Origin of the sequence: Nesterenkonia xinjiangensis (assembly GCF_013410745.1) — a bacterium.
Taxonomy (GTDB): domain Bacteria; phylum Actinomycetota; class Actinomycetes; order Actinomycetales; family Micrococcaceae; genus Nesterenkonia; species Nesterenkonia xinjiangensis.
On sequence record NZ_JACCFY010000001.1, the window covers coordinates 709516 to 727785 of the forward strand.

The 18270-nt window shown below is 69.5% G+C and carries 17 protein-coding genes and 1 tRNA gene; 10 read left to right on the top strand and 8 right to left on the bottom strand.

Annotated elements, in window-relative coordinates:
- Positions 1 to 4 precede the first annotated feature (4 nt).
- Genes HNR09_RS03255 through urtA form a run of 5 tightly spaced genes read right to left on the bottom strand, consistent with a single transcriptional unit; the run spans position 5 to position 4953 of the window.
- Positions 5 to 703 carry an ATP-binding cassette domain-containing protein gene (locus HNR09_RS03255; RefSeq protein ID WP_179540744.1) on the bottom strand — a complete coding sequence of 233 codons (699 nt, stop codon included), beginning with the start codon at positions 701 to 703 and terminating at the stop codon, positions 5 to 7.
- On the bottom strand, positions 696 to 1451 hold the full coding sequence (gene urtD, locus HNR09_RS03260; RefSeq protein ID WP_179540745.1) for an urea ABC transporter ATP-binding protein UrtD: 756 nt from the start codon (positions 1449 to 1451) through the stop codon (positions 696 to 698). Before urtD ends, HNR09_RS03255 begins: the two co-directional genes overlap by 8 nt.
- Positions 1451 to 2704, bottom strand: coding sequence for an urea ABC transporter permease subunit UrtC (gene urtC, locus HNR09_RS03265; protein WP_179540746.1), 1254 nt, complete (start codon positions 2702 to 2704; stop codon positions 1451 to 1453). The genes urtD and urtC overlap by 1 nt, the downstream gene beginning before the upstream one ends.
- Positions 2701 to 3585 (bottom strand): urea ABC transporter permease subunit UrtB, encoded by an 885-nt coding sequence (gene urtB / locus HNR09_RS03270; protein ID WP_179540747.1) that lies wholly within the window; start codon positions 3583 to 3585, stop codon positions 2701 to 2703. Before urtB ends, urtC begins: the two co-directional genes overlap by 4 nt.
- A 39-nt stretch (positions 3586 to 3624) precedes the next feature.
- On the bottom strand, positions 3625 to 4953 hold the full coding sequence (urtA, locus tag HNR09_RS03275; protein ID WP_179540748.1) for an urea ABC transporter substrate-binding protein: 1329 nt from the start codon (positions 4951 to 4953) through the stop codon (positions 3625 to 3627).
- 299 nt (positions 4954 to 5252) lie between these two features.
- Here urtA and HNR09_RS03280 point away from each other — a divergent pair, with 299 nt between their 5' ends.
- The 6 genes from HNR09_RS03280 to HNR09_RS03305 are packed head-to-tail and all read left to right on the top strand — an operon-like array spanning position 5253 to position 9986.
- Positions 5253 to 5570: an urease subunit gamma gene (locus HNR09_RS03280; protein WP_218881872.1), complete on the top strand. Its 318-nt coding sequence runs from the start codon at positions 5253 to 5255 to the stop codon at positions 5568 to 5570.
- 32 nt (positions 5571 to 5602) lie between these two features.
- Positions 5603 to 5974, top strand: a complete 372-nt coding sequence (ureB, locus tag HNR09_RS03285; protein WP_179540749.1) for an urease subunit beta — start codon at positions 5603 to 5605, stop codon at positions 5972 to 5974.
- Positions 5974 to 7677: an urease subunit alpha gene (locus HNR09_RS03290; RefSeq protein ID WP_179540750.1), complete on the top strand. Its 1704-nt coding sequence runs from the start codon at positions 5974 to 5976 to the stop codon at positions 7675 to 7677. The genes ureB and HNR09_RS03290 overlap by 1 nt, the downstream gene beginning before the upstream one ends.
- Positions 7677 to 8453, top strand: a complete 777-nt coding sequence (locus HNR09_RS03295) for an urease accessory UreF family protein (RefSeq protein WP_179540751.1) — start codon at positions 7677 to 7679, stop codon at positions 8451 to 8453. Before HNR09_RS03290 ends, HNR09_RS03295 begins: the two co-directional genes overlap by 1 nt.
- Positions 8446 to 9213 (top strand): urease accessory protein UreG, encoded by a 768-nt coding sequence (gene ureG / locus HNR09_RS03300; protein ID WP_179540752.1) that lies wholly within the window; start codon positions 8446 to 8448, stop codon positions 9211 to 9213. The genes HNR09_RS03295 and ureG overlap by 8 nt, the downstream gene beginning before the upstream one ends.
- A 41-nt stretch (positions 9214 to 9254) precedes the next feature.
- Positions 9255 to 9986 carry an urease accessory protein UreD gene (locus HNR09_RS03305; RefSeq protein WP_218881873.1) on the top strand — a complete coding sequence of 244 codons (732 nt, stop codon included), beginning with the start codon at positions 9255 to 9257 and terminating at the stop codon, positions 9984 to 9986.
- Between the two features lie 79 nt (positions 9987 to 10065).
- Here HNR09_RS03305 and HNR09_RS03310 read toward each other — a convergent pair whose 3' ends face one another.
- Positions 10066 to 11910 carry a phosphoenolpyruvate carboxykinase (GTP) gene (locus tag HNR09_RS03310; RefSeq protein WP_179540753.1) on the bottom strand — a complete coding sequence of 615 codons (1845 nt, stop codon included), beginning with the start codon at positions 11908 to 11910 and terminating at the stop codon, positions 10066 to 10068.
- A 345-nt stretch (positions 11911 to 12255) separates the two neighbouring features.
- Between HNR09_RS03310 and HNR09_RS03315 the strand changes: the two genes are divergently transcribed.
- A tRNA-Arg gene (locus HNR09_RS03315) sits at positions 12256 to 12329 on the top strand.
- Between the two features lie 173 nt (positions 12330 to 12502).
- Positions 12503 to 14404: a DUF2207 family protein gene (locus tag HNR09_RS03320; RefSeq protein ID WP_179540754.1), complete on the top strand. Its 1902-nt coding sequence runs from the start codon at positions 12503 to 12505 to the stop codon at positions 14402 to 14404.
- A 12-nt stretch (positions 14405 to 14416) separates the two neighbouring features.
- Here the strand turns inward: HNR09_RS03320 and HNR09_RS03325 are convergent, their stop codons facing one another.
- Entirely contained in the window at positions 14417 to 15499 is a 1083-nt protein-coding gene (locus tag HNR09_RS03325; RefSeq protein WP_179540755.1) for an aldo/keto reductase, read from the bottom strand.
- A 161-nt stretch (positions 15500 to 15660) separates the two neighbouring features.
- Complete coding sequence (locus HNR09_RS03330) at positions 15661 to 16185, bottom strand: GNAT family N-acetyltransferase (protein WP_179540756.1); 525 nt, start codon at positions 16183 to 16185, stop codon at positions 15661 to 15663.
- 260 nt (positions 16186 to 16445) lie between these two features.
- Between HNR09_RS03330 and HNR09_RS03335 the strand changes: the two genes are divergently transcribed.
- Complete coding sequence (locus HNR09_RS03335) at positions 16446 to 17252, top strand: DeoR/GlpR family DNA-binding transcription regulator (protein WP_179540757.1); 807 nt, start codon at positions 16446 to 16448, stop codon at positions 17250 to 17252.
- Complete coding sequence (locus tag HNR09_RS03340) at positions 17249 to 18247, top strand: 1-phosphofructokinase family hexose kinase (protein ID WP_179540758.1); 999 nt, start codon at positions 17249 to 17251, stop codon at positions 18245 to 18247. Before HNR09_RS03335 ends, HNR09_RS03340 begins: the two co-directional genes overlap by 4 nt.
- Positions 18248 to 18270 lie beyond the last annotated feature (23 nt).

An 18270-nucleotide genomic window follows, 5' to 3' on the forward strand; every position in this document is an offset into this window, starting at 1 on the left:
CAACTCAGATCGCCATCGCTTCGCGCACGTCACGCTGGGCCTCGGCTCCGCCGGCGCCTGCACGGGTCACCCGGCCGGCGGCCAGCACCGCATAGCGCTCCGCCGCATGCAGGGCGAAATCGATGTGCTGGACCGCGAGCAGCACGCTGAGCCCCTCATCCCGGGAGAGCCCGATGATCGTCTGTTCGATCTCCGCGACGACCGAGGGCTGGATCCCCTCCGTGGGCTCGTCCAGGATCAGCAGCTTCGGCTCGGTGATCAGCGCTCGGGCGATGGCCAGCTGCTGACGCTGGCCCCCGGAGAGCAGCCCCGCCCGGCGGTCGATGACCTCGGTCAGCGCAGGGAACCTCCCCAGCGCGTCGTCCACCAGCTGCGCACGGCGCGGACCGCGCCGCCGGTCCGCCACCACCTGGAGGTTCTCCCGTGTGGTGAGCTGCTCGAAGGACTGCTGCCCCTGGGGCACGTAGGCCATGCCACGGCGCACGCGGGCACTGGGAGACAGCGCCGTCACGTCCTCCCCTTCGAAGAGCACCGTCCCCCGGGAGGGCCTGATCAGACCGATCGCGGCGCGGAGCATCGTGGTCTTGCCGGCACCGTTGTGACCCAGGATCGCGGCGATGCCGTGCGGGGACCCGTGCATGCTCACGGAATGCAGGACCCGGGTGCTGTCGTAGCCGGCGTCGAGGTGCTGGAGCTCAAGCATGGGCCAGCTCCTCCTCCGGCATCGCGGCCGTCCCCAGGTAGACCTGCTGGACCCGAGGATCCTCCTGGACCTCGGCGACGGAGCCCTGGGCGAGGACCGTCCCCTGGTGGAGCACGGTCACCTGCGAGGCGAAGCTGCGCATGAACTCCATGTCATGCTCCACCACCAGCACAGCACGCCCCTCCTTGACCCGGTGGAGGAGCTCGCCGGTGGCCGCCCGCTCGTCATGGCTCATGCCCGCGACGGGCTCGTCGAGCATGAGCGCCTGCGCGTCCTGGACGATCAGCATCCCGATCTCCAGCCATTGCTTCTGACCATGGGAGAGCGTCCCGGCCCGGCTGTCCTGCAGATCACCGAGCCCGGTCTGCTCCAGGGCCTCCTCCACTCGCCCCCCGAGATGCCGGCGAGCGCCGAGCAGAGAGAACCAGCGGCGGTGGATGCCCGCGGCGATGTCCAGGTTCTGCGCCACGGTGAGCTGTTCGAAGACGCTCGCCGTCTGGAAGGTCCGGCCGATCCCCAGCTTCGCGATGGACTGCACCGGCCGGCCCAGCAGCTCCGTCTCGCCCATGCGCACCGACCCGGACCCCGACACGAGCCCGGTGATGGCGTCCACGCAGGTGGTCTTGCCGGCGCCGTTGGGTCCGATGAGGAAGTGCACCTCGCCGTCGACGGCGTCGAAGGAGGCGCCTCCGACCGCGGTGAAGGCTCCGAACCGGACCTCCAGGTCTCGGATGTTCAGCGACGTCATCACTGCTCTCCCTTCTGCTCCCAACCGAGGACCGCCGCGACCGGCGGTCCGGCGGGGGAATCCCCTGGTGCTGTCTCCGGGCCGTCGGCGGAGCCGCCTCCGGCCCCGTCGTCGTGAAGGCCGCCGCTGCCGCCGTCGTCCTCAGCGTCACGACGGCGCCGGCGGACCTGGGTGACACGCAGCACGGAGGCGACCCCGCCCGGCAGCAGCGCGATGACCAGGATCAGCAGGAGCCCCTGGAAATAGCTCCAGGCCGAGGGGAAGCTCTCGGCCAGCGAGGACTCCACCCAGGCCACGGCCAGAGCACCGATCACAGGGCCGAACAGGGTGGCCCGGCCTCCGATGGCCACCCCGATCACGAAGGCGATCGACGGCACGACGCCGATCTCCGCAGGCGAGATGATGCCCACCAGCGGGACGAACAGTGCCCCGCCGATGCTCGCCATCACCGCTGCGACGACGAAGGCGGTCGTCTTGATCAGGGCGGGGTCATAGCCGAGGAACCGGACCCGCTCCTCCGCATCGCGGGTCGCCACGAGCAGCTCGCCGAATCGGCTGCGCATCAGCCAGTAGGCGATCACCACCATGAGGATCAGCACTCCGGCCGCCAGCAGGTACAGGGTCCTCCGGTTCACCGGGTCATAGAGGGAGAACCCCAGGAAGGACTGGAATCCGGAGAGCCCGTTCGACCCGTTGAGGGTTCCCTGCTGCCCGACCAGCAGCACGGCGAAGGCGAACACCAGCGCCTGGTTCAGGATGGCGAAGTAGGCGCCTTTGACGCGCCGCGTGAACACGGACCAGCCGAGCACGAACGCGACCACCGCGGGCAGCAGCAGGACCGCCCCGAGTGTGAACAGCTCGCTGCGGAACGGCTCCCACCACCAGGGCAGCTCCGTGCCGAAGGTGGACATGAACCCCGGAGCCTGCTCCCCCTGGAGCTGCGCGTCGGCCAGCTGCATGTGCATGGCCATCGCATAGGCGCCGAGACCGAAGAAGACTCCCTGCCCCAGGGTCAGCATGCCGCCGCGCCCCCAGGCCAGGCCGATCCCGACGGCGACGATCGCGTAGCAGATGAAGCGTCCGAGCTGGTTCAGCCGGAAGTCGGTCAGCAGCATCGGGGCGAGGACCATCAGGCCCACTGCCAGGAGGCCGATCCCCAGGAACGCCCGCGAGGGTCTGGGCAGATCGGGGCCCGCGCCGACACGACGGATCCGAGCCAGGGTCCCGCGCTCCGCGGGGGTGATGGTCGTCATGCGAGGCTCCTTGTCCGCACGGAGAACAGGCCCTGGGGCCGGATCTGGAGGAACGCCACCACGATCACCAGCACGAGGAACTTCGCGATGCTCGCAGTGGTGCTGAACTCGATGAAGGCCTGGAGGATCCCGAGGCTGAAGGCCGCGATGACGGCGCCCTTGATCTTCCCGATGCCCCCGGCCACGACCACCAGGAAGGCGTCGACGATGTAGCTCATGCCCAGCGTCGGGCTGGTGGAGCCGATGAGGGTGATCGTCACACCGGCCACGCCCGCCAGTCCGGAGCCGATGAAGAAGGTGAGCCGATCGGTGCTGCGTGTGGAGATCCCTGAGGTCTCGGCCAGGCTCCTGTTGAGGACCACCGCACGGATCCGTCGTCCCAGGCTGGTCCAGGTCATCATCGCGGAGAGCCCCGCGACGACGGCGATGACCAGCCCGAGGATGAAGATGCGGCTGACCGGCACCGCCGTGCCCAACAGCTCCACGCTGCCCTGCAGCCAGGACGGGGTCCGCACGTCGACGGCGGGCGCTCCGAAGAGGTCCCGGGCCAGCTGCTGGAGGATGATGCCGACGCCGAACGTGGCCAGCAGGGTGTCGAGCGGCCGATGGTACATGTGCCGGATGAGGACCTGCTCCAGCAGCACACCCAGCAGTCCGCCGACCAAGAAGGCGAGCGGCAGCGCCACGATCAGCGAGATCCCGGCGTGCCCGAAGATCCCCTGCAGCACGAACGCGGTGTAGGCGCCGACCATGATGAATTCGCCGTGGGCCATGTTGATGACGCCCATCTGGCCGAAGGTCAGAGCCAGCCCGACCGCCGCGAGCAGCAGGATCGACCCGACGCTCACCCCGGCGACGAGCTGGGAGAGGATCATGTCCATGTCGAAAGGCTCCTCATCATCGATCGCGAGCCGTGCCGGTCAGTCCTCATCAGAGTCTTCATCGGAGTCCTCGTCAGCCTCGTCCGCCTCCTGGGCGTACTCCTCGGCCTCCTCCTCGTCAGCCCAGGAGTACGTCTCGAGGAAGGGATCGGGCTCGGTGAGCTCACCCTCCCAGATGGTGTCGATCAGGCCGTCGGCGGTGATGCGGCCGATGCGCGGCGTCTTGGTGACGTGCTGGTTCTCGCCGTCGATCGTCACGGTCCCCTCCGGAGCGGCGAAGGAGGTGGCGTCGGCGGCGTCACGGACGGCGTCGACGTCGAAGGACTCCGCCTCCTCGACCATGGCGGCCCAGAGGTGGAGGCTGTTGTATGCCGACTGCATGACGTCCGAGGTCACCCGGCCCTCCCCGTACTTCTCCTGGAAGGCCGCCACGAAGTCCTCGTTCTCCTGATTCTCGAGGGTCTGGTAGTAGTTCCAGGAGGTGAGCTGCCCTTCGATGTTCGAGGCGCCGATGCCCTCGATCTCCTCCTCCGCGATCGAGACGGAGAGCACCGGCGTCGTCTCGGCGTCGAGGCCCAGCGAGTTGTACTGGCGGAAGAACGCGACGTTGGAATCGCCGTTGAGCGTGTTGAACACGGCATCGGCACCGGAGGAGGCCAGCTGATTGGCGATCGTGGTGAAGTCGGTGGAGCCCAGCGGGGTGTAGTCCTCTCCGAGGATCTCGACACCGTTCTCCTCCGCCCACTGGCGGATGATCATGTTCGCGGTCCGCGGGAAGACATAGTCGGAACCGACCAGGTACAGCGACTCCGCGCCCTCCTCCTCCAGGAGGTAGTCGAGGGCAGGGACGATCTGCTGGTTGGTGGTCGCCCCGGTGTAGATGATGTTCTCGGAGGCTTCGAGCCCTTCGTACTGAGTCGGGTAGAACAGCAGCGCGTCGTGCCCTTCGAACACCGGCAGCATCGCCTTCCGCGAGGCGGAGGTCCACCCGCCGAAGACGGCGGCCGTGCATTCCTGCACGATCAGACGCTCCGACCGCTCGGCGAAGGTGGCCGGCTCGGAGGCTCCGTCCTCCTCGACGATCTCGAGCTGCTTGCCCAGCACGCCGCCGGCGTCGTTGATCTCCTCCGCCGCCAGGTGCAGGACGTCGTTGACCGTGGTCTCGCTGATGGCCATGGTTCCGGACAGCGAGTTGATGAATCCGATCTTGATCGAATCGCCGTCGACGTCGACGCAGGACTCTGTGCCGCCGCCGACGGCCTCCTCCCCGGCTCGAGCGCCGCATGCGGTGAGCAGCAGGGCCCCGGCCGCGATGAGGGCGGAGCAGGTCCGCAGGCTCCGGGTACGACGCTGGTGGAGTTCGCCCATGGGGTTCGTCTTCTCCTCAGTCAGATGAGTGTGAGTGGCCGCGCTAGGTCGCGGTGGAACCAGCCTGAGCGCATGGCATTACTCTGACGTTGCTCTCATATTTCTTGTCTGTAAAACTTCCCCTCCCCTGCGCCCCGGATGATCGAGTGCTTCTCTGCCGGAATTACGGGGAAAATGACCGATCTGAGGAGTTCCAGAGAAGAGCCCTAGGCCGACGGAAGAGAAGGACAGACCGCGGACAGGACACATTGGTGTGGCAGAATTCTGACGCAGGGGAAGGCCTCTTCCCCGCGGGACTGATGAGAGGGACGACCGTGCACTTCACCCCTGCCGACCAGGAGAAGCTGCTGCTCGCCGTCGCCGCGATGGTCGCGCGTGACCGCCTGGGCCGGGGCGTCCGGCTGAATCACCCGGAGACGGTCGCACTGCTGTCCTCCTGGGTGATCGAGGGAGCCCGCGACGGGCGGACCGTGGCGGACCTCATGGAGGAGGGACGTCACGTGCTGACCCGCGACCAGGTCATGGAGGGCGTTCCGGAGGTCCTCACCGATGTCCAGGTCGAGGCCACCTTCCCCGACGGGCGCAAATTGGTGACCCTCCACCACCCGATCGACTGACACCGACCCTTTCCCGACGCGGAGGAGCCATCATGGCAGGCAGCACCACATCCGGCCCGGGCGCCGTCCGCGTCCGTGCCGGCAGCATCGAGCTCAACGCGGACCGCACCGACGGTGAACGCATCCGCCTGATCTTCACCAACACCGGCGATCGCCCCGTGCAGGTGGGCTCCCATCTGCATCTGCCCGACGCCAATCCGGCCCTGGAGTTCGACAGGGCCCGTGCCCAGGGTTTCCGTCTCGACGTCCCCGCCGGGGCGTCCCAGCGCTTCGAACCGGGCGCCTCCCGCACCCTCGATGCCGTCACACTGCGGGGCCGCCGGATCGTGGCCGGGCTTCAGGTCCGTCCGGAGCCCCTCGACCTGGACGCCCCTGCCGGAAACTCCCGGGAGGGTGAGGACTGATGGTCAGCATCGACCGCGAGACCTATGCCGCCATGTTCGGTCCCACTGCGGGCGACCAGCTGCGGCTCGGCGACACCGACCTCTGGATCGAGGTCGAGGAGGACCGCACCGTCGGCGGCGACGAAGCGGTCTTCGGCGGGGGCAAGTCGATCCGCGAGTCCATGGCCCAGAGCACGCTCAGCCGGGCGGCAGGCGCGCTGGACACGGTGATCACCAACGCGATCATCCTCGACTGGTGGGGAGTCGTCCGCGCCGACATCGGCATCCGCGACGGTCGGATCGTCGGCATCGGGCACGCAGGGAATCCGGACATCTCTGATGGCATCGACCCGGAGCTGATCATCGGCCCCTCCACCGACATCATCTCCGGGGAGGGCAAGATCGTCACCGCCGGAGCCATCGACTCCCATGTGCACCTGATCTCTCAGTCGCAGATCCACGAGGCCCTCGCCACCGGGATCACCACGGTGGTCGGCGGCGGCACGGGCCCTTCCGAGGGCTCGAAGGCCACCACTGTGACCCCGGGTCCCTGGCACCTGCGGCAGATGCTGCGCGCCCTGGACGCCCTGCCCGTCAACGTGCTCCTGCTGGGCAAGGGCAACACGGTCTCCACCGCCGGCCTCGAGGAGCAGGCCCTCGGCGGGGCCGCCGGATACAAGGTCCATGAGGACTGGGGATCCACCCCTGCGGCGATCGACGCCGCCCTGAGCGCCGCGGACCGCTGGGGGCTGCAGGTGGCGCTGCACTCGGACTCGCTCAATGAGGCCGGATTCGTGGAGTCCACGATCCGCGCCATCGACGGACGCTCGATCCACGCCTTCCACATCGAGGGGGCCGGCGGCGGCCACGCCCCGGACATCCTCACCCTGGCAGGCCTGCCCCACATCATCCCCGGTTCCACGAACCCCACCCTTCCGCATACGGTCAACACCGTGGCCGAACACCTGGACATGCTGATGGTCTGCCATCATCTGAACCCGTCGGTGCCTGAGGACCTGGCCTTCGCCGAATCCCGCATCCGAGGGACCACGATCGCCGCCGAGGACATCCTCCACGACATGGGGGCGCTGTCCATCACCTCCTCCGATGCGCAGGCCATGGGACGGATCGGGGAGGTCATCACCCGCACCTGGCAGGTCGCCCATGTGATGAAGGGCCGGCTGGGGCCGCTGGGCGGCGGGCTGGCCGCGGACAACGAACGCGCCCGACGCTACGTGGCCAAGTACACGGTGAACCCCGCGATCGCCCACGGCATCGCCCACGACGTCGGCTCCGTCGAGACCGGACGGATGGCGGACCTGGTGGTCTGGGACCCACGGTTCTTCGGCGTGAGGCCTTCGGCTGTGGTCAAGGCCGGCAGCATCGTCTGGGGCGCCCTGGGCGACCCCAACGCCTCCATCCCGACTCCGCAGCCGGTGCTCCAGCGGCCCACCTTCGGCCACCTCGCGGGCGCCGACCATGCGGTGACCTATGTCGCCCCGGCTGCACTCGACGCCGGGTTGGAACAGACCCTCGGGCTGCGGCGCCGTCTCCGGCCGGTGACCTCCACCCGGGACATCGGGAAGGCCGAGATGAGGAACAACTCCGTCCTGCCGGAGATCACGGTGCGTCCCGACACCTTCGAGATCTCCATCGACGGCGAGGCCGTGGAACCGGCTCCGGCCGAGGAGCTCCCACTGGCGCAGTTCTACTCGATGTTCTGATGTCGCAGCCCGATCTCGGCGCGGCGGTCCCTCCCGCCCTGGCCGCCCAGACCGTCGCCCTGCTGCTGGCCGACTCACGCCTGCCCTCGGGCGGCCACGTCAACTCCGCGGGCCTCGAACCGGCCCTGATGGCAGGGATGCCGCACAGCCAGGTGCCGTTGTTCCTGCGGACCAGAGCGCGCACCGTCTCTCTGGTCGACGCGGCGACGGCCGTCGTCGTCCGCGGCCAGCTGATGCGGCTCGGCGGTCACGGCGCCGAAGGAGGCACCGAGCTGCGCACCGAGCTGCGCACCGAGCTGCGCATGATCGAACGGCAGTGGGCGGCTCGGACGCCGAGCCGGGCCGCGCGGAGTATCGCCCGGGAGCTGGGGCGCGGCCTGCTGCGCCTGACCCGCTCGCTGTGGCCGGAGTCCCCGGGGCTGGAGATGCTGTGCGATCTCGGAGCCCTCCAGCCCGGCGACGCCCGGGATGCGCGGGCACGCCCGCTGGTCATGGGGGCGGTGGCCGCGCACACCGGCTTGGACGCCGCCTCATTGATGCGGCTGTCCATCTACGACGACGTCGCCTCTGCCGCGGCGGCCCTGCTGAAGCTCGAACCCGGGGATCCTGTGGCCGCGATGGCGCTGGTGCTGGAGGCCTGCCGAGCGGCCGAGCCCGACGTCGCAGCCCTGGCCGACATCACCCGGGCCGAGGAGATCCCCGCGCCGAGCGCACCACAGACCGAAGAATGGACAGAACGTCACACACTCACCACCAGGAGGTTGTTCCGTGCCTGAGAACCCTGCACCCGCCGTCGCCCCGACCGCCGTGCCCCCCGAGTCCCCCGAGTCCCCCCGGCGTGCCCTGCGCCTGGGCATCGCCGGCCCGGTGGGCACCGGCAAGTCCTCGCTGATCGCGCTGATCTGCCGCGCCCTCGGCGACGAGCTGCGGCTGGGGGTGATCACCAATGACATCTACACCGACGAGGACGCCCGGTTCCTGCGCTCCGCCGGGGTCCTGGATCCGGCACGTATCCGTGCCGTGGAGACCGGGGCCTGCCCCCACACCGCGATCCGCGACGATGTCACCGCCAACCTGCTGGCCACCGAGGACATGGAACGCGATTTCGCCCCGCTGGACACCGTGCTCATCGAGTCCGGCGGCGACAATCTCACCGCGACCTTCTCCCCCGCCCTGGTGGACGCCCAGATCTTCGTGCTGGACGTGGCCGGAGGCGGCGACGTCGCCCGCAAGGGCGGTCCCGGGATCGGCCGGGCCGACCTGCTCGTGGTCAACAAGACCGACCTCGCCCCCTATGTGGGCGTGGACGTGGAGCGCATGGTCGCCGATGCCGAGGAGGCCCGGGAGGGCCGCGCCGTGCTGGCCCTCTCTCGCGAGGACGACCAGTCCGTGCAGGCGCTGCGCCGCTGGGTGCTGCAGGTGCTGGCGGCCCACCGCTCCGGGGAGCACATCCCGCAGGACCCAGGGCCCATGGCACCGCACTTCCATGCTGACGAGGAGCACCCGGAGGGCGGGTACGTGCATGCCCACGCCTGACGATCGTCGGATGCCCGCAGACGGAGGGTGGGAGCGCCCGCATGCGCATCCAGCTCTGCGCCGGTGAGCCGCGGGCCAGGACCGAGCTGATCGTCGGGAAGCTGGCGCCCCGGCTCATCTCCCGGGGCCCCCGCCACGCCCACGTGGGGGTGACCGCCGCCGAGATGGTCCTGCTCGACGGGGACAGCCTCACCGCCGAGATCAGGGTCGGGGCCGGCTGCGTCCTGCGCGTCGAAGACATCGGGGGCACCGTCGCCTATCCGCGGCGTGCATCCCAGACCGGGCTGTCTGCTTCCGCAGAACGCGTGCAGGGTCAGCAGACCGCCTCCTGGCACCTGGACATCCAGGTCGAGGACGGCGGGACCCTGCTATGGCACGGACTGCCCTTCGTCATCGCGGAGGCCGCCGACGTCGTCCGTCGAACCTCTGTCAGGCTCGGACACGATGCCCGCGCCGTGCTGCGAGAGACCCTCGTGCTGGGACGGCACGCGGAGCGGGGCGGGCGGATCCGCTCCGCGCTCGAGGTCCAAGACCCCGACGGTCCGCTCCTGCTGGAAGAGCTGACCGTGGACGGCGCCCGCCCTGAGCCGGGGGTCCTCGGAGGTCAGCGGGTGGCTGACACGATCCTGGCCGCCGGGTTCCGCCCCCCGGCCCGCCCGGGCGATCTCCTGCTGGAGGCCCCGGGGGCGCTCGCGCGCCATCTCGGAACGGCCACCCATGACTCCCCGCTGGACACTCGGTTCCAGGAGTGGGTGGTGGCGGCGACGCACTGACCGCTCAGACCGGTGCCCCGGCGACGCGTCGTCGCCGGGGCACCTGCCGATCACCTCTCAGCCGGGAACGTGGCTCTGGTCAGCCGCCCATCCGATCGCGCAGCTGCTGGAGCTCGCCCTGGATGGACTGCGGCAGGGAGCCGCCGAACCGCTCGAACCACTGCTCGATGTCCGCCAGTTCGGCACGCCACTCCTGCGGATCGACCCTCAGGGCATCGTGGAGGTCCTCGTCGGAGATGTCGAGCCCGGTGGTGTCCAGCGCCTCCGGCGTGGGAGTCAGGCCGATCGGCGTCTCGACGGCCTCTCCACGGCCCTCGATGCGCTCCACGATCCACTTCAGCACCCTGGAGTTCTCAGCGAAGCCGGGCCAGGCGAAGCCGCCGTCGCGGTTCCGGCGGAACCAGTTGACCAGGAAGATCTTCGGCAGCTTCTCGGGGTCGGCCTGCCCGGAGACCCGCACCCAGTGGTTGAGGTAGTCCCCGGCGTCGTAGCCGATGAAGGGCAGCATCGCCATCGGGTCACGGCGCACCTTGCCCACTGCGCCCTCTGCGGCGGCGGTGGTCTCCGAGGAGAGCGTGGCACCGAAGAAGATGCCGTGGTTCCAGTCTCGGGACTCCGTGACGAGCGGGACCGTCGTCTTGCGCCGACCTCCGAAGAGGATCGCGTCCAGCTTGACGCCGTCCGCGGAGTAGTACTCCTCGGCCAGCATGTCGGTCTGGTCGATGGGGGTGCAGAACCGCGCGTTCGGGTGGGCGGCCGGCGTCTCGGAGTCCGGGGTCCACTCGTTGCCCTGCCAGTCGGTGAGGTGCGACGGCGGCTCCTCCGTCATGCCTTCCCACCAGACGCCGCCGTCGTCGGTCAGGGCACAGTTGGTGAAGACCGAGTTGCCTTTGGCGATGGCACGCATGGCGTTGGCGTTGGTGTGCCAGCCGGTGCCCGGTGCGACCCCGAAGTATCCGGCCTCGGGGTTGACCACACGGAACTCGCCGTCCTTGCCCGGGCGGATCCAGGTGATGTCATCGCCCAGGGTCTCGGCGGTCCATCCTTCGAGGGTGGGGTCGATCAGCGCCAGGTTGGTCTTCCCGCAGGCTGAGGGGAAGGCCCCGGAGATGAAGTGGCTCCGCCCCTGAGGGCTGGTGAGCTTGAGGATGAGCATGTGCTCGGCCAGCCATCCCTCGTCCCTGGCCATGGCCGAGGCGATGCGCAGCGCGTAGCACTTCTTGCCCAGCAGGGCGTTGCCGCCGTAGCCGGAGCCGTAGGACCAGATTTCCCGGGTCTCCGGGAAGTGGACGATGTACTTCTCCTTGTTGCACGGCCAGGCGACGTCGTCCTGGCCGGGCTCCAGAGGGGCGCCCACGGAGTGCACCGCGGGCACGAAGAACGCGTCGAGCTCCTCCATGCGGCGCACCACATCGGTGCCGATGCGGGCCATGATCCGCATCGAGGTCACCACATAGGCGGAGTCGGTGACCTCCACCCCGAACTTGGGGTCCTCAGCGTCGAGAGGACCCATCACGAACGGGATGACGTACATCGTCCGACCGCGCATGGCGCCGTCGAACACTCCTGAGAGGGTCTCGCGCATCTCGGCGGGGTCCACCCAGTTGTTCGTGAAGCCGGCGTCGCGCTCGGCCTCCGAGCAGATGAAGGTGCGGGACTCCACGCGGGCGACATCAGCGGGGTCGGAGAATGCGGCGAAGGAGTTCGGGAAGTCGGGACTGGTCAGACGGGTGAAGGTTCCTGCCGCGACGAGCTCGTCTGTCAGGCCGGCATATTCCTCTTCGCTGCCGTCCACCCAGTGGATCCGATCCGGCGTGGTCAGTTCTGCGATGTCGCTGACGAACTGGATCAGCTTCTCGTGTGTCGTGGGGGCATCCACGTGGATGTCCTCCGCACCGGGCGTCTTTGCAACGGTGTCGACCATCGTTTCCCTCCATTGGGTTCCTGAAGTGCACGGTCCGCTCAATCGCACTCCTGTGTGCGGCCACGACGATGGACATCGCACGTCGACGGTGACGTGCGCCGGCTGGCGTCCACATCGTCGTGGACACCGAGCGCGTCGGAGCCTTGAGCAACCGGTCCTTCAACTGTACTTCCCCGCGCGCACGGTGGCCCCACGGAAGTCCACATAATGGGAGGCGGATGCAGGTTGAAGCGATTTTCGTGAGGAACACCACTTTCTCAAGGGGGATTTTGCCCTCGCTCCGCAGCGCGTGTATAGTCTTCTAGGTCGAGATCGCGAGGGCGTGATCGGCGGACAACAGAACATGCGCCTATAGCTCAGCTGGATAGAGCGTCGGTCTACGGAACCGAAGGTCTGGGGTTCGAATCCCTATGGGCGCACCGAAGAGAAGCCCCGCGGCGATGATTCGCCGCGGGGCTTCGTCGTGCCCGTGGAGTCATGTCCGCATCCCCGACACCTCTCACCTACCCGCCCTCGATCTGCGCCGGTGCTGACCAAACATCCTCCTCTCGGAGGATCCGGCTCCGCGGGGCCGCGACCTAGGCTGTTCGCCATGCACGCTCTGCTCCGCGCACATGCCGCTCCTGCCGCCGTCGCCGCCCTCTCCCTGGGGACGCTGGGCCTGACCGCCTCTCCAGCAGCGGCCTCCGGTGACCCCGACGACGACGTGGTCCGCGACCTGAGCATCAGCATCGACCTCGACGAGGACGGCGTGATGCATGTCCAGGAGACCTATGACTGGGACTTCGGCGAGCGCGAGGGGCTGGGCTTCTTCCGCACCCTAAGCACCGAGCTGCGCACCGACGAAGGACGTCGCCTCTACGACGTCGACGACTTCGAGCTCAGCAGCCCCAGCGGCGCGCCGGCCGAGGTCGCCGATGTCGAAGAGACCAGCGACGGCCTGCGACTCAGCCTCGGCGCACCGGACGGCTCAGAGGAGACACGCACCGGCCTGCAGACCTACGAGCTGCGGTACACCGTCCACGGGGCCGTCGATCCGGCCTCCTGGGAGTGGATCACCGCCGGACCGGACCAGGACGTCCCCATCGAGCGCGTCACCACCGAGGTCACGGCCCCCGCGGAGATCCTCGACGCCGCCTGCTGGCAGGGCGCCGACTCCGACCTGGACGACGGCGTCGCCTGCACCGCCGAGATCGACGACGACACCATCACGGCCACCGCCACAGGGCTGGCCCCGGGCGGCTGGCAGGGGGTGCAGATCGACGTCCCCGAGGGCACCTTCTCCGAGGCCACCCCGATCTATGCCGAGCCCACCGCGCTGGAGCGTCTCGGCGACGACCTCGCCCCCACCACCGACCGCATCAGCCAGACCCTGCTCGATGCCTGGTGGGCGGTGTCCGCCGCGGTCGTGGCCGCCGTCGCCGGGCTGGTGGCCCTCCGCCGACGCTCCGGCCGCGATGAGCACTTCCCCGGACTTGTCCCCGGCGTGCTCCCGGAGCCCGGAACCACTCTGGAGACCGCGCGCCTGGAACGGGAGCAGCCGCCGACGGCGCGTCACACCGTGCCTGATGACCTGCGTCCGTACGAGGCGGCCCTGCTCTGGCGCAAGTCCACCCTGTTCCTTCCGGCCGACTTCACCACACTCACGCTGGTGGACCTGGCCGCCCGAGGGCACCTTCGCCTGGAGGAGACCACCGGCTCAGACGAGGACGACACGGGCACGGATTGGATCGTGTCCGCCACCGGTGCCGACGGCACGGGACTGGCCGGGTGGGAGAAGGACCTGCTCGCAGCGGTCGTCGCGGCAGGGGACGGAGACCCGATCCGGCTCTCCGACCTGGACGGAGACTTCTCCTCGGCGGCGCAGAAGGCCCAGTCGAAAGCCGTGGAGGCCTTCGATTCCCGGCATCTGCTGGCCCGGCGCCTCGGCGGTGCCGGCAGCCTGTGGGGTTGGGCCGCCGCGGCCGTGACCCTTCTGCTGCTCATCCTCACCATCGTCGGCTGGGCCACGCAGATGCCGACGTCGCTGAATCTGCTACTGACCGGGGCCACCGTGATCCTCATCCTCCTGGGGCTGACCTGGATGGCGACCTCCAGCAGGAGTAATCCGCGCACCGCCCTCGGCCGAGCCCACCTGGAGCAGCTGCGCGGGCTGCGCCGGGGCCAGGCCGCCGTCGTCGACCTCTCGCCGAGTCCCGCGGACACCCCGGAGGAGCTCACGCCGGAGGAGATCACCGCCCAGCTGCCCTATGCCATGGCGCTGGGCGACGACGAACGCTGGGCCGCCCTGGCCGATGCGCGCTCCCGCAGGGACCCGTCGTCCTGGGAGCGCCATCAGGGTCTCTCGACCGTGAGCTGGGTGGTGCTGGCCACGAGTCTGCAGAGCACGATCGGCGCATCCCACAGCTCCTCCGGGACGGGTTCCGGAGGAGCCGGCTCATCAGGATTCTCCGCCGGGTCCTTCGGCGGAGGTGGAGGAGTCGCCGGCCGGTGACGGGCGCCGTCGTCAGCCCAGCTGGGCCTGCATGGCCTCCACGATGCTCCGCTCACCCTCGGTGATGCGCTCCGAGGCCATGTCCGCCTGGTGCCAGAACGGGTAGGCGATCCCCGGCCGGGCAGCCTCCTCGATGCGGGCGTGCTCCTCCTCGCCGAGCTCCAGGTGCAGGGAACCCAGCAGGTCCTCCCACTGCTCCATGCTGCGGGCGGCCACGGCCAGATTCGTCACCCCCGGACGCTGCAGCAGCCAGGCGAGCACCACCTGCGGGATCGTCGCACCCAGGCCGGCGGCCACCTCGTCGAGGGCTTCCACGACGTCGTACAGCGTCCCCCAGTCGGCGACCCGCAGATCGGAACCGTCGCCGTCGGTCATCCGGGTCCCGCCCTCAGGCGAGGTTCCGCGGCGGTGCTTACCGGTGAGCAGGCCCATGCCCAGCGGACTCCAGGCCTGAGTGCCGATGCCCTGGTCGCTGGCGGCGGGGATCATCTCGTATTCGGCCTCCCGCGCACTGGGACTGTAGTGGATCTGCTGGACCACGGGCTTGATGAATCCGTGCCGCTCGCAGACCATGAGGGCCTTCATCAACTGCCAGCCGGTGTAGTTGGAGACGCCGTAGTAGCGGATCTTCCCGCTGCGGACCAGGCCGTCCATGGTCTGCAGGGTCTCCTCCAGCGGCGTCTCGCCGTCCCAGTGGTGCAGGTAGAACAGGTCGATGTGATCCCGGCCGATGCGGCGCAGCGACTGCTCGACCTGCTGCAGCAGGTGCCAGCGTGAGGCGCCGGCGTCGTTGGGACCCTCCCCCACGGCGAGCCGGGCCTTGGTGGTGACCAGCCAAGAGTCGCCGTGGTCGCTGATACGCAGCGCTTCGCCCAGGATCTCCTCGGCCACTCCCAGGGAGTAGAAGTTGGCGGTGTCGACCAGATTGATGCCGGCCTCTGCACCGCGATCCAGCAGGGCGGCCGCCCCCCTGGCGTCCAGATCTCCCATGTGCTCCATGCCGTGGGCGCCGCCGAAGGGCAGGGTGCCCAGAGCGAGCGGGCTGACACGCAGCCCGCAGGTGGCCGAGAGCGGGCGGTGGAACGCAGTGTCCATGGAGTTCTCCTTCACAGTGCGGATGTGCTCTGTGCCGGCGACGCCATCGGCGCGCGACCACCGCCACGGTAGAACCTGCCCCACGCGCCGGACAAGAGCTGAGGAGCCCGGAGGAGGGCCCCGAAGCTCGACGGCGGCGGACCCCGGAAAACGCGCGGGGGTCAGAGGCAGCGCCTCAAGCGCACTCCGCTGCCGCCCTCCCAGCTGGTCGCGCCGGCCTCCTGGAAGCCATTGTGCTCCAACACACGCCGGGAGGCGGGGTTCTCGTGAGAGACGTCCGCGGTGATGACTCGGAGCTCGTAGGACCGGACCGCGAGCTCACAGATCTTCGCCACCGCCCACGTGGCCACGCCTCGGCCGCTCACAGACTCCGCGACCCGATACCCGAGCGTGGCCTGGCCGGCGTCGACGTCGATCAGATTGATCCGACCGATGATCTCCTCCGCGCATGCCGTCGGCTCCCTCGCCGGCTCGGGCGTCTCAGGGGCGTGGGTGACGATCACGTGGAACAGATCGGTGCCCGCGGACTGCGCGTCCAGCAGCGCGTGCATGCGCTGGTCGAACTCTTCGAAGAAGGCGTCTCCACGGTCAGGGATGAAGTGGGCGAAGTACTCACGGTTGCGTTCCTCGAAGTGCAGCAGCCGGTCCCGATGCGCTGCGGACAGCGGTTCGATCCTCCAAGCCATGGGCGGCTCCCTCCAGCTCTGCACGGCAGGTCATGTCTCCGGCACTGTAGCGGAATCCGGACTGGGCACCCCTGCACGGCGTTGCATCCACAGAAAAACACAGATAAAGTCTGGTAAATCCCACCGAACGTGGGTAGAATCACACTCACAGCGTCCTTCGGTCCGCCCACGCTCCGTGGCCCAGCCCACGGAACCGAGCAGCCGGAGGCGCCCCGGAACCAGAACCCCTGCACTCTCACCGCCGAGGACCGGAGGACGCGATGGCCCTGCTCGCCCCCGAGCGCCACGAACGCATCCTGGCCCACCTGCGCACCCACGGCACAGTGACCGTCCAGCAGATCGCCGAGGATCTCTTCGTCACCCGCGAGACCGTCCGGCGCGACCTGGACCAGCTGGAGTCCGCGGGCTCCCTGCGGCGCGTGCACGGCGGCGCGGTCTCCTCCTCCCCCTCCTCCCGCACGGAGACCTCCTGGCGGGACCGCCGCTCCAGCCGGGCCGAGCAGAAGCAGACCATCGCCCGCGCCGCACTGGAGTTCCTCCCCCCTGCCGGCACCGGCTCCCTGCTGATGGACGCCGGCACCTCTACCGAAGCCCTCGCCGACCTCATCGCCGAGGAGGTCCGTGATGCCGACCCGGCCGGTTCCCGGATGCTGATCACCAACGCCGTGCCCATCGCCCAGAAGCTCAGCGACGTCGGCGCCGTCGACGTCGAGATCCTCGGCGGCCAGGTGCGCGGCCTCACCGGCGCGGTGGTCGGGGAGCAGGCCCTGGCGACCCTGGCCCGCCGTCAGGCCGACGTCGCATTCCTGGGCACCAACGGTGTCGACGCCGCCTTCGGCCTCTCCACTCCGGATGCCGCAGAAGCCGCCATGAAGTCCGCGCTCCTCCGTGCCGCCCGCACCTCGGTGCTGCTGGCCGACTCCTCCAAGCTCGGCCGCTCCACCCTCATCCGCTTTGCCGAGCTGAAAGAGATCTCCGTGCTCATCACTGATGCCGAGCCCGAAGCCGAACTCGCCGAGGCCCTCGAGGCCGCCGAGGTGACTGTCGTCGTGGCGGTGCCACGATGATCATCACCCTCACCCCCAACCCCAGTCTCGACAAGACCGTCGAGCTGGACGCCCCGCTGGCCCCCGGCGCCGTCCAGCGCGCGGTGCGCGCCTCAGCAGAACCCGGCGGCAAGGGCGTGAACATCTCGCGCGCCCTGGTCGCCGCCGGCCAGGAGACCCTGGCGGTGCTCCCCGGCGACGCCGCCGACCCGGTCCTCGCCGCACTGCGCGAGATTCATGTGCCCCACCGAGGACTCGCCCTCGGCGAAGCAGTGCGCACGAACATCACCGTGACCGACCCAGCCGGAACCACCACCAAGATCAACGAGCCCGGCCCCGCCTTCGACACCGTGCGCACCCAGGCCCTGCTCTCCCTGACCCTCAGCAGCGCAGACGGCGCCTCCTGGGCCGCGCTGGCCGGGTCACTGCCCCCCGGCGTGCCCACCGACTTCTATGCGCAGGTCATCACCGGGCTGCGCACCACCTGCGACGGCCGCGCCCCGAAGATCGCCCTGGATTCCTCCGGGCCCGCGCTGGCCGCCGCCGTCGCCGCGGAGCCGGAACTGATCAAGCCCAACGGTGAGGAGCTGTTGGAGCTGGTCACGTTGCTGACCGGTCAGGCGCCGCTCTTCCCCGACGGCACCTCGATCCGGGCCGAGGAACTGGAGCGCCGCCCCGACGACGTGCTCCGCCTCGTGCGCACCACCCAGGACCACGGCGTCCGCGCCGCCCTGGTCACCCTCGGCGCCCACGGGGCGCTGTTCGTCCCGGCCGAGCCCGAGGACCAGGTGCTGCGCGCCTGGGGCCCCGAGCTCGTGGCACGCTCCACCGTCGGCGCCGGTGACGCCTCCCTGGCCGGCTTCCTGCTGGCCGACCAGCTGGGTCGGAGCACCGCCGGCCGTCTCCGCCAGGCCGCGGCGCAAGGTCGTGCGGCCGCCGCTCTCCCCGGATCGGTCATGCCGAGCCCGGAAGATCTCGACCTCGACGTCGTCGTCGTGGAACCCCATCCCGCCTGATCCACCGGCCCTTCAGCCGGGCG

Bases quoted from the DNA above. Each gene is read 5' to 3' on its own strand.
- HNR09_RS03255 (WP_179540744.1), bottom strand. From the start codon at position 703: ATGCTTGAGCTCCAGCACCTCGACGCCGGCTACGACAGCACCCGGGTC.
- urtD (WP_179540745.1), bottom strand. From the start codon at position 1,451: ATGACGTCGCTGAACATCCGAGACCTGGAGGTCCGGTTCGGAGCCTTC.
- urtC (WP_179540746.1), bottom strand. From the start codon at position 2,704: ATGACGACCATCACCCCCGCGGAGCGCGGGACCCTGGCTCGGATCCGT.
- urtB (WP_179540747.1), bottom strand. From the start codon at position 3,585: ATGGACATGATCCTCTCCCAGCTCGTCGCCGGGGTGAGCGTCGGGTCG.
- urtA (WP_179540748.1), bottom strand. From the start codon at position 4,953: ATGGGCGAACTCCACCAGCGTCGTACCCGGAGCCTGCGGACCTGCTCC.
- HNR09_RS03280 (WP_218881872.1), top strand. From the start codon at position 5,253: ATGAGAGGGACGACCGTGCACTTCACCCCTGCCGACCAGGAGAAGCTG.
- ureB (WP_179540749.1), top strand. From the start codon at position 5,603: ATGGCAGGCAGCACCACATCCGGCCCGGGCGCCGTCCGCGTCCGTGCC.
- HNR09_RS03290 (WP_179540750.1), top strand. From the start codon at position 5,974: ATGGTCAGCATCGACCGCGAGACCTATGCCGCCATGTTCGGTCCCACT.
- HNR09_RS03295 (WP_179540751.1), top strand. From the start codon at position 7,677: ATGTCGCAGCCCGATCTCGGCGCGGCGGTCCCTCCCGCCCTGGCCGCC.
- HNR09_RS03305 (WP_218881873.1), top strand. From the start codon at position 9,255: ATGCGCATCCAGCTCTGCGCCGGTGAGCCGCGGGCCAGGACCGAGCTG.
- HNR09_RS03310 (WP_179540753.1), bottom strand. From the start codon at position 11,910: ATGGTCGACACCGTTGCAAAGACGCCCGGTGCGGAGGACATCCACGTG.
- HNR09_RS03320 (WP_179540754.1), top strand. From the start codon at position 12,503: ATGCACGCTCTGCTCCGCGCACATGCCGCTCCTGCCGCCGTCGCCGCC.
- HNR09_RS03325 (WP_179540755.1), bottom strand. From the start codon at position 15,499: ATGGACACTGCGTTCCACCGCCCGCTCTCGGCCACCTGCGGGCTGCGT.
- HNR09_RS03330 (WP_179540756.1), bottom strand. From the start codon at position 16,185: ATGGCTTGGAGGATCGAACCGCTGTCCGCAGCGCATCGGGACCGGCTG.
- HNR09_RS03335 (WP_179540757.1), top strand. From the start codon at position 16,446: ATGGCCCTGCTCGCCCCCGAGCGCCACGAACGCATCCTGGCCCACCTG.
- HNR09_RS03340 (WP_179540758.1), top strand. From the start codon at position 17,249: ATGATCATCACCCTCACCCCCAACCCCAGTCTCGACAAGACCGTCGAG.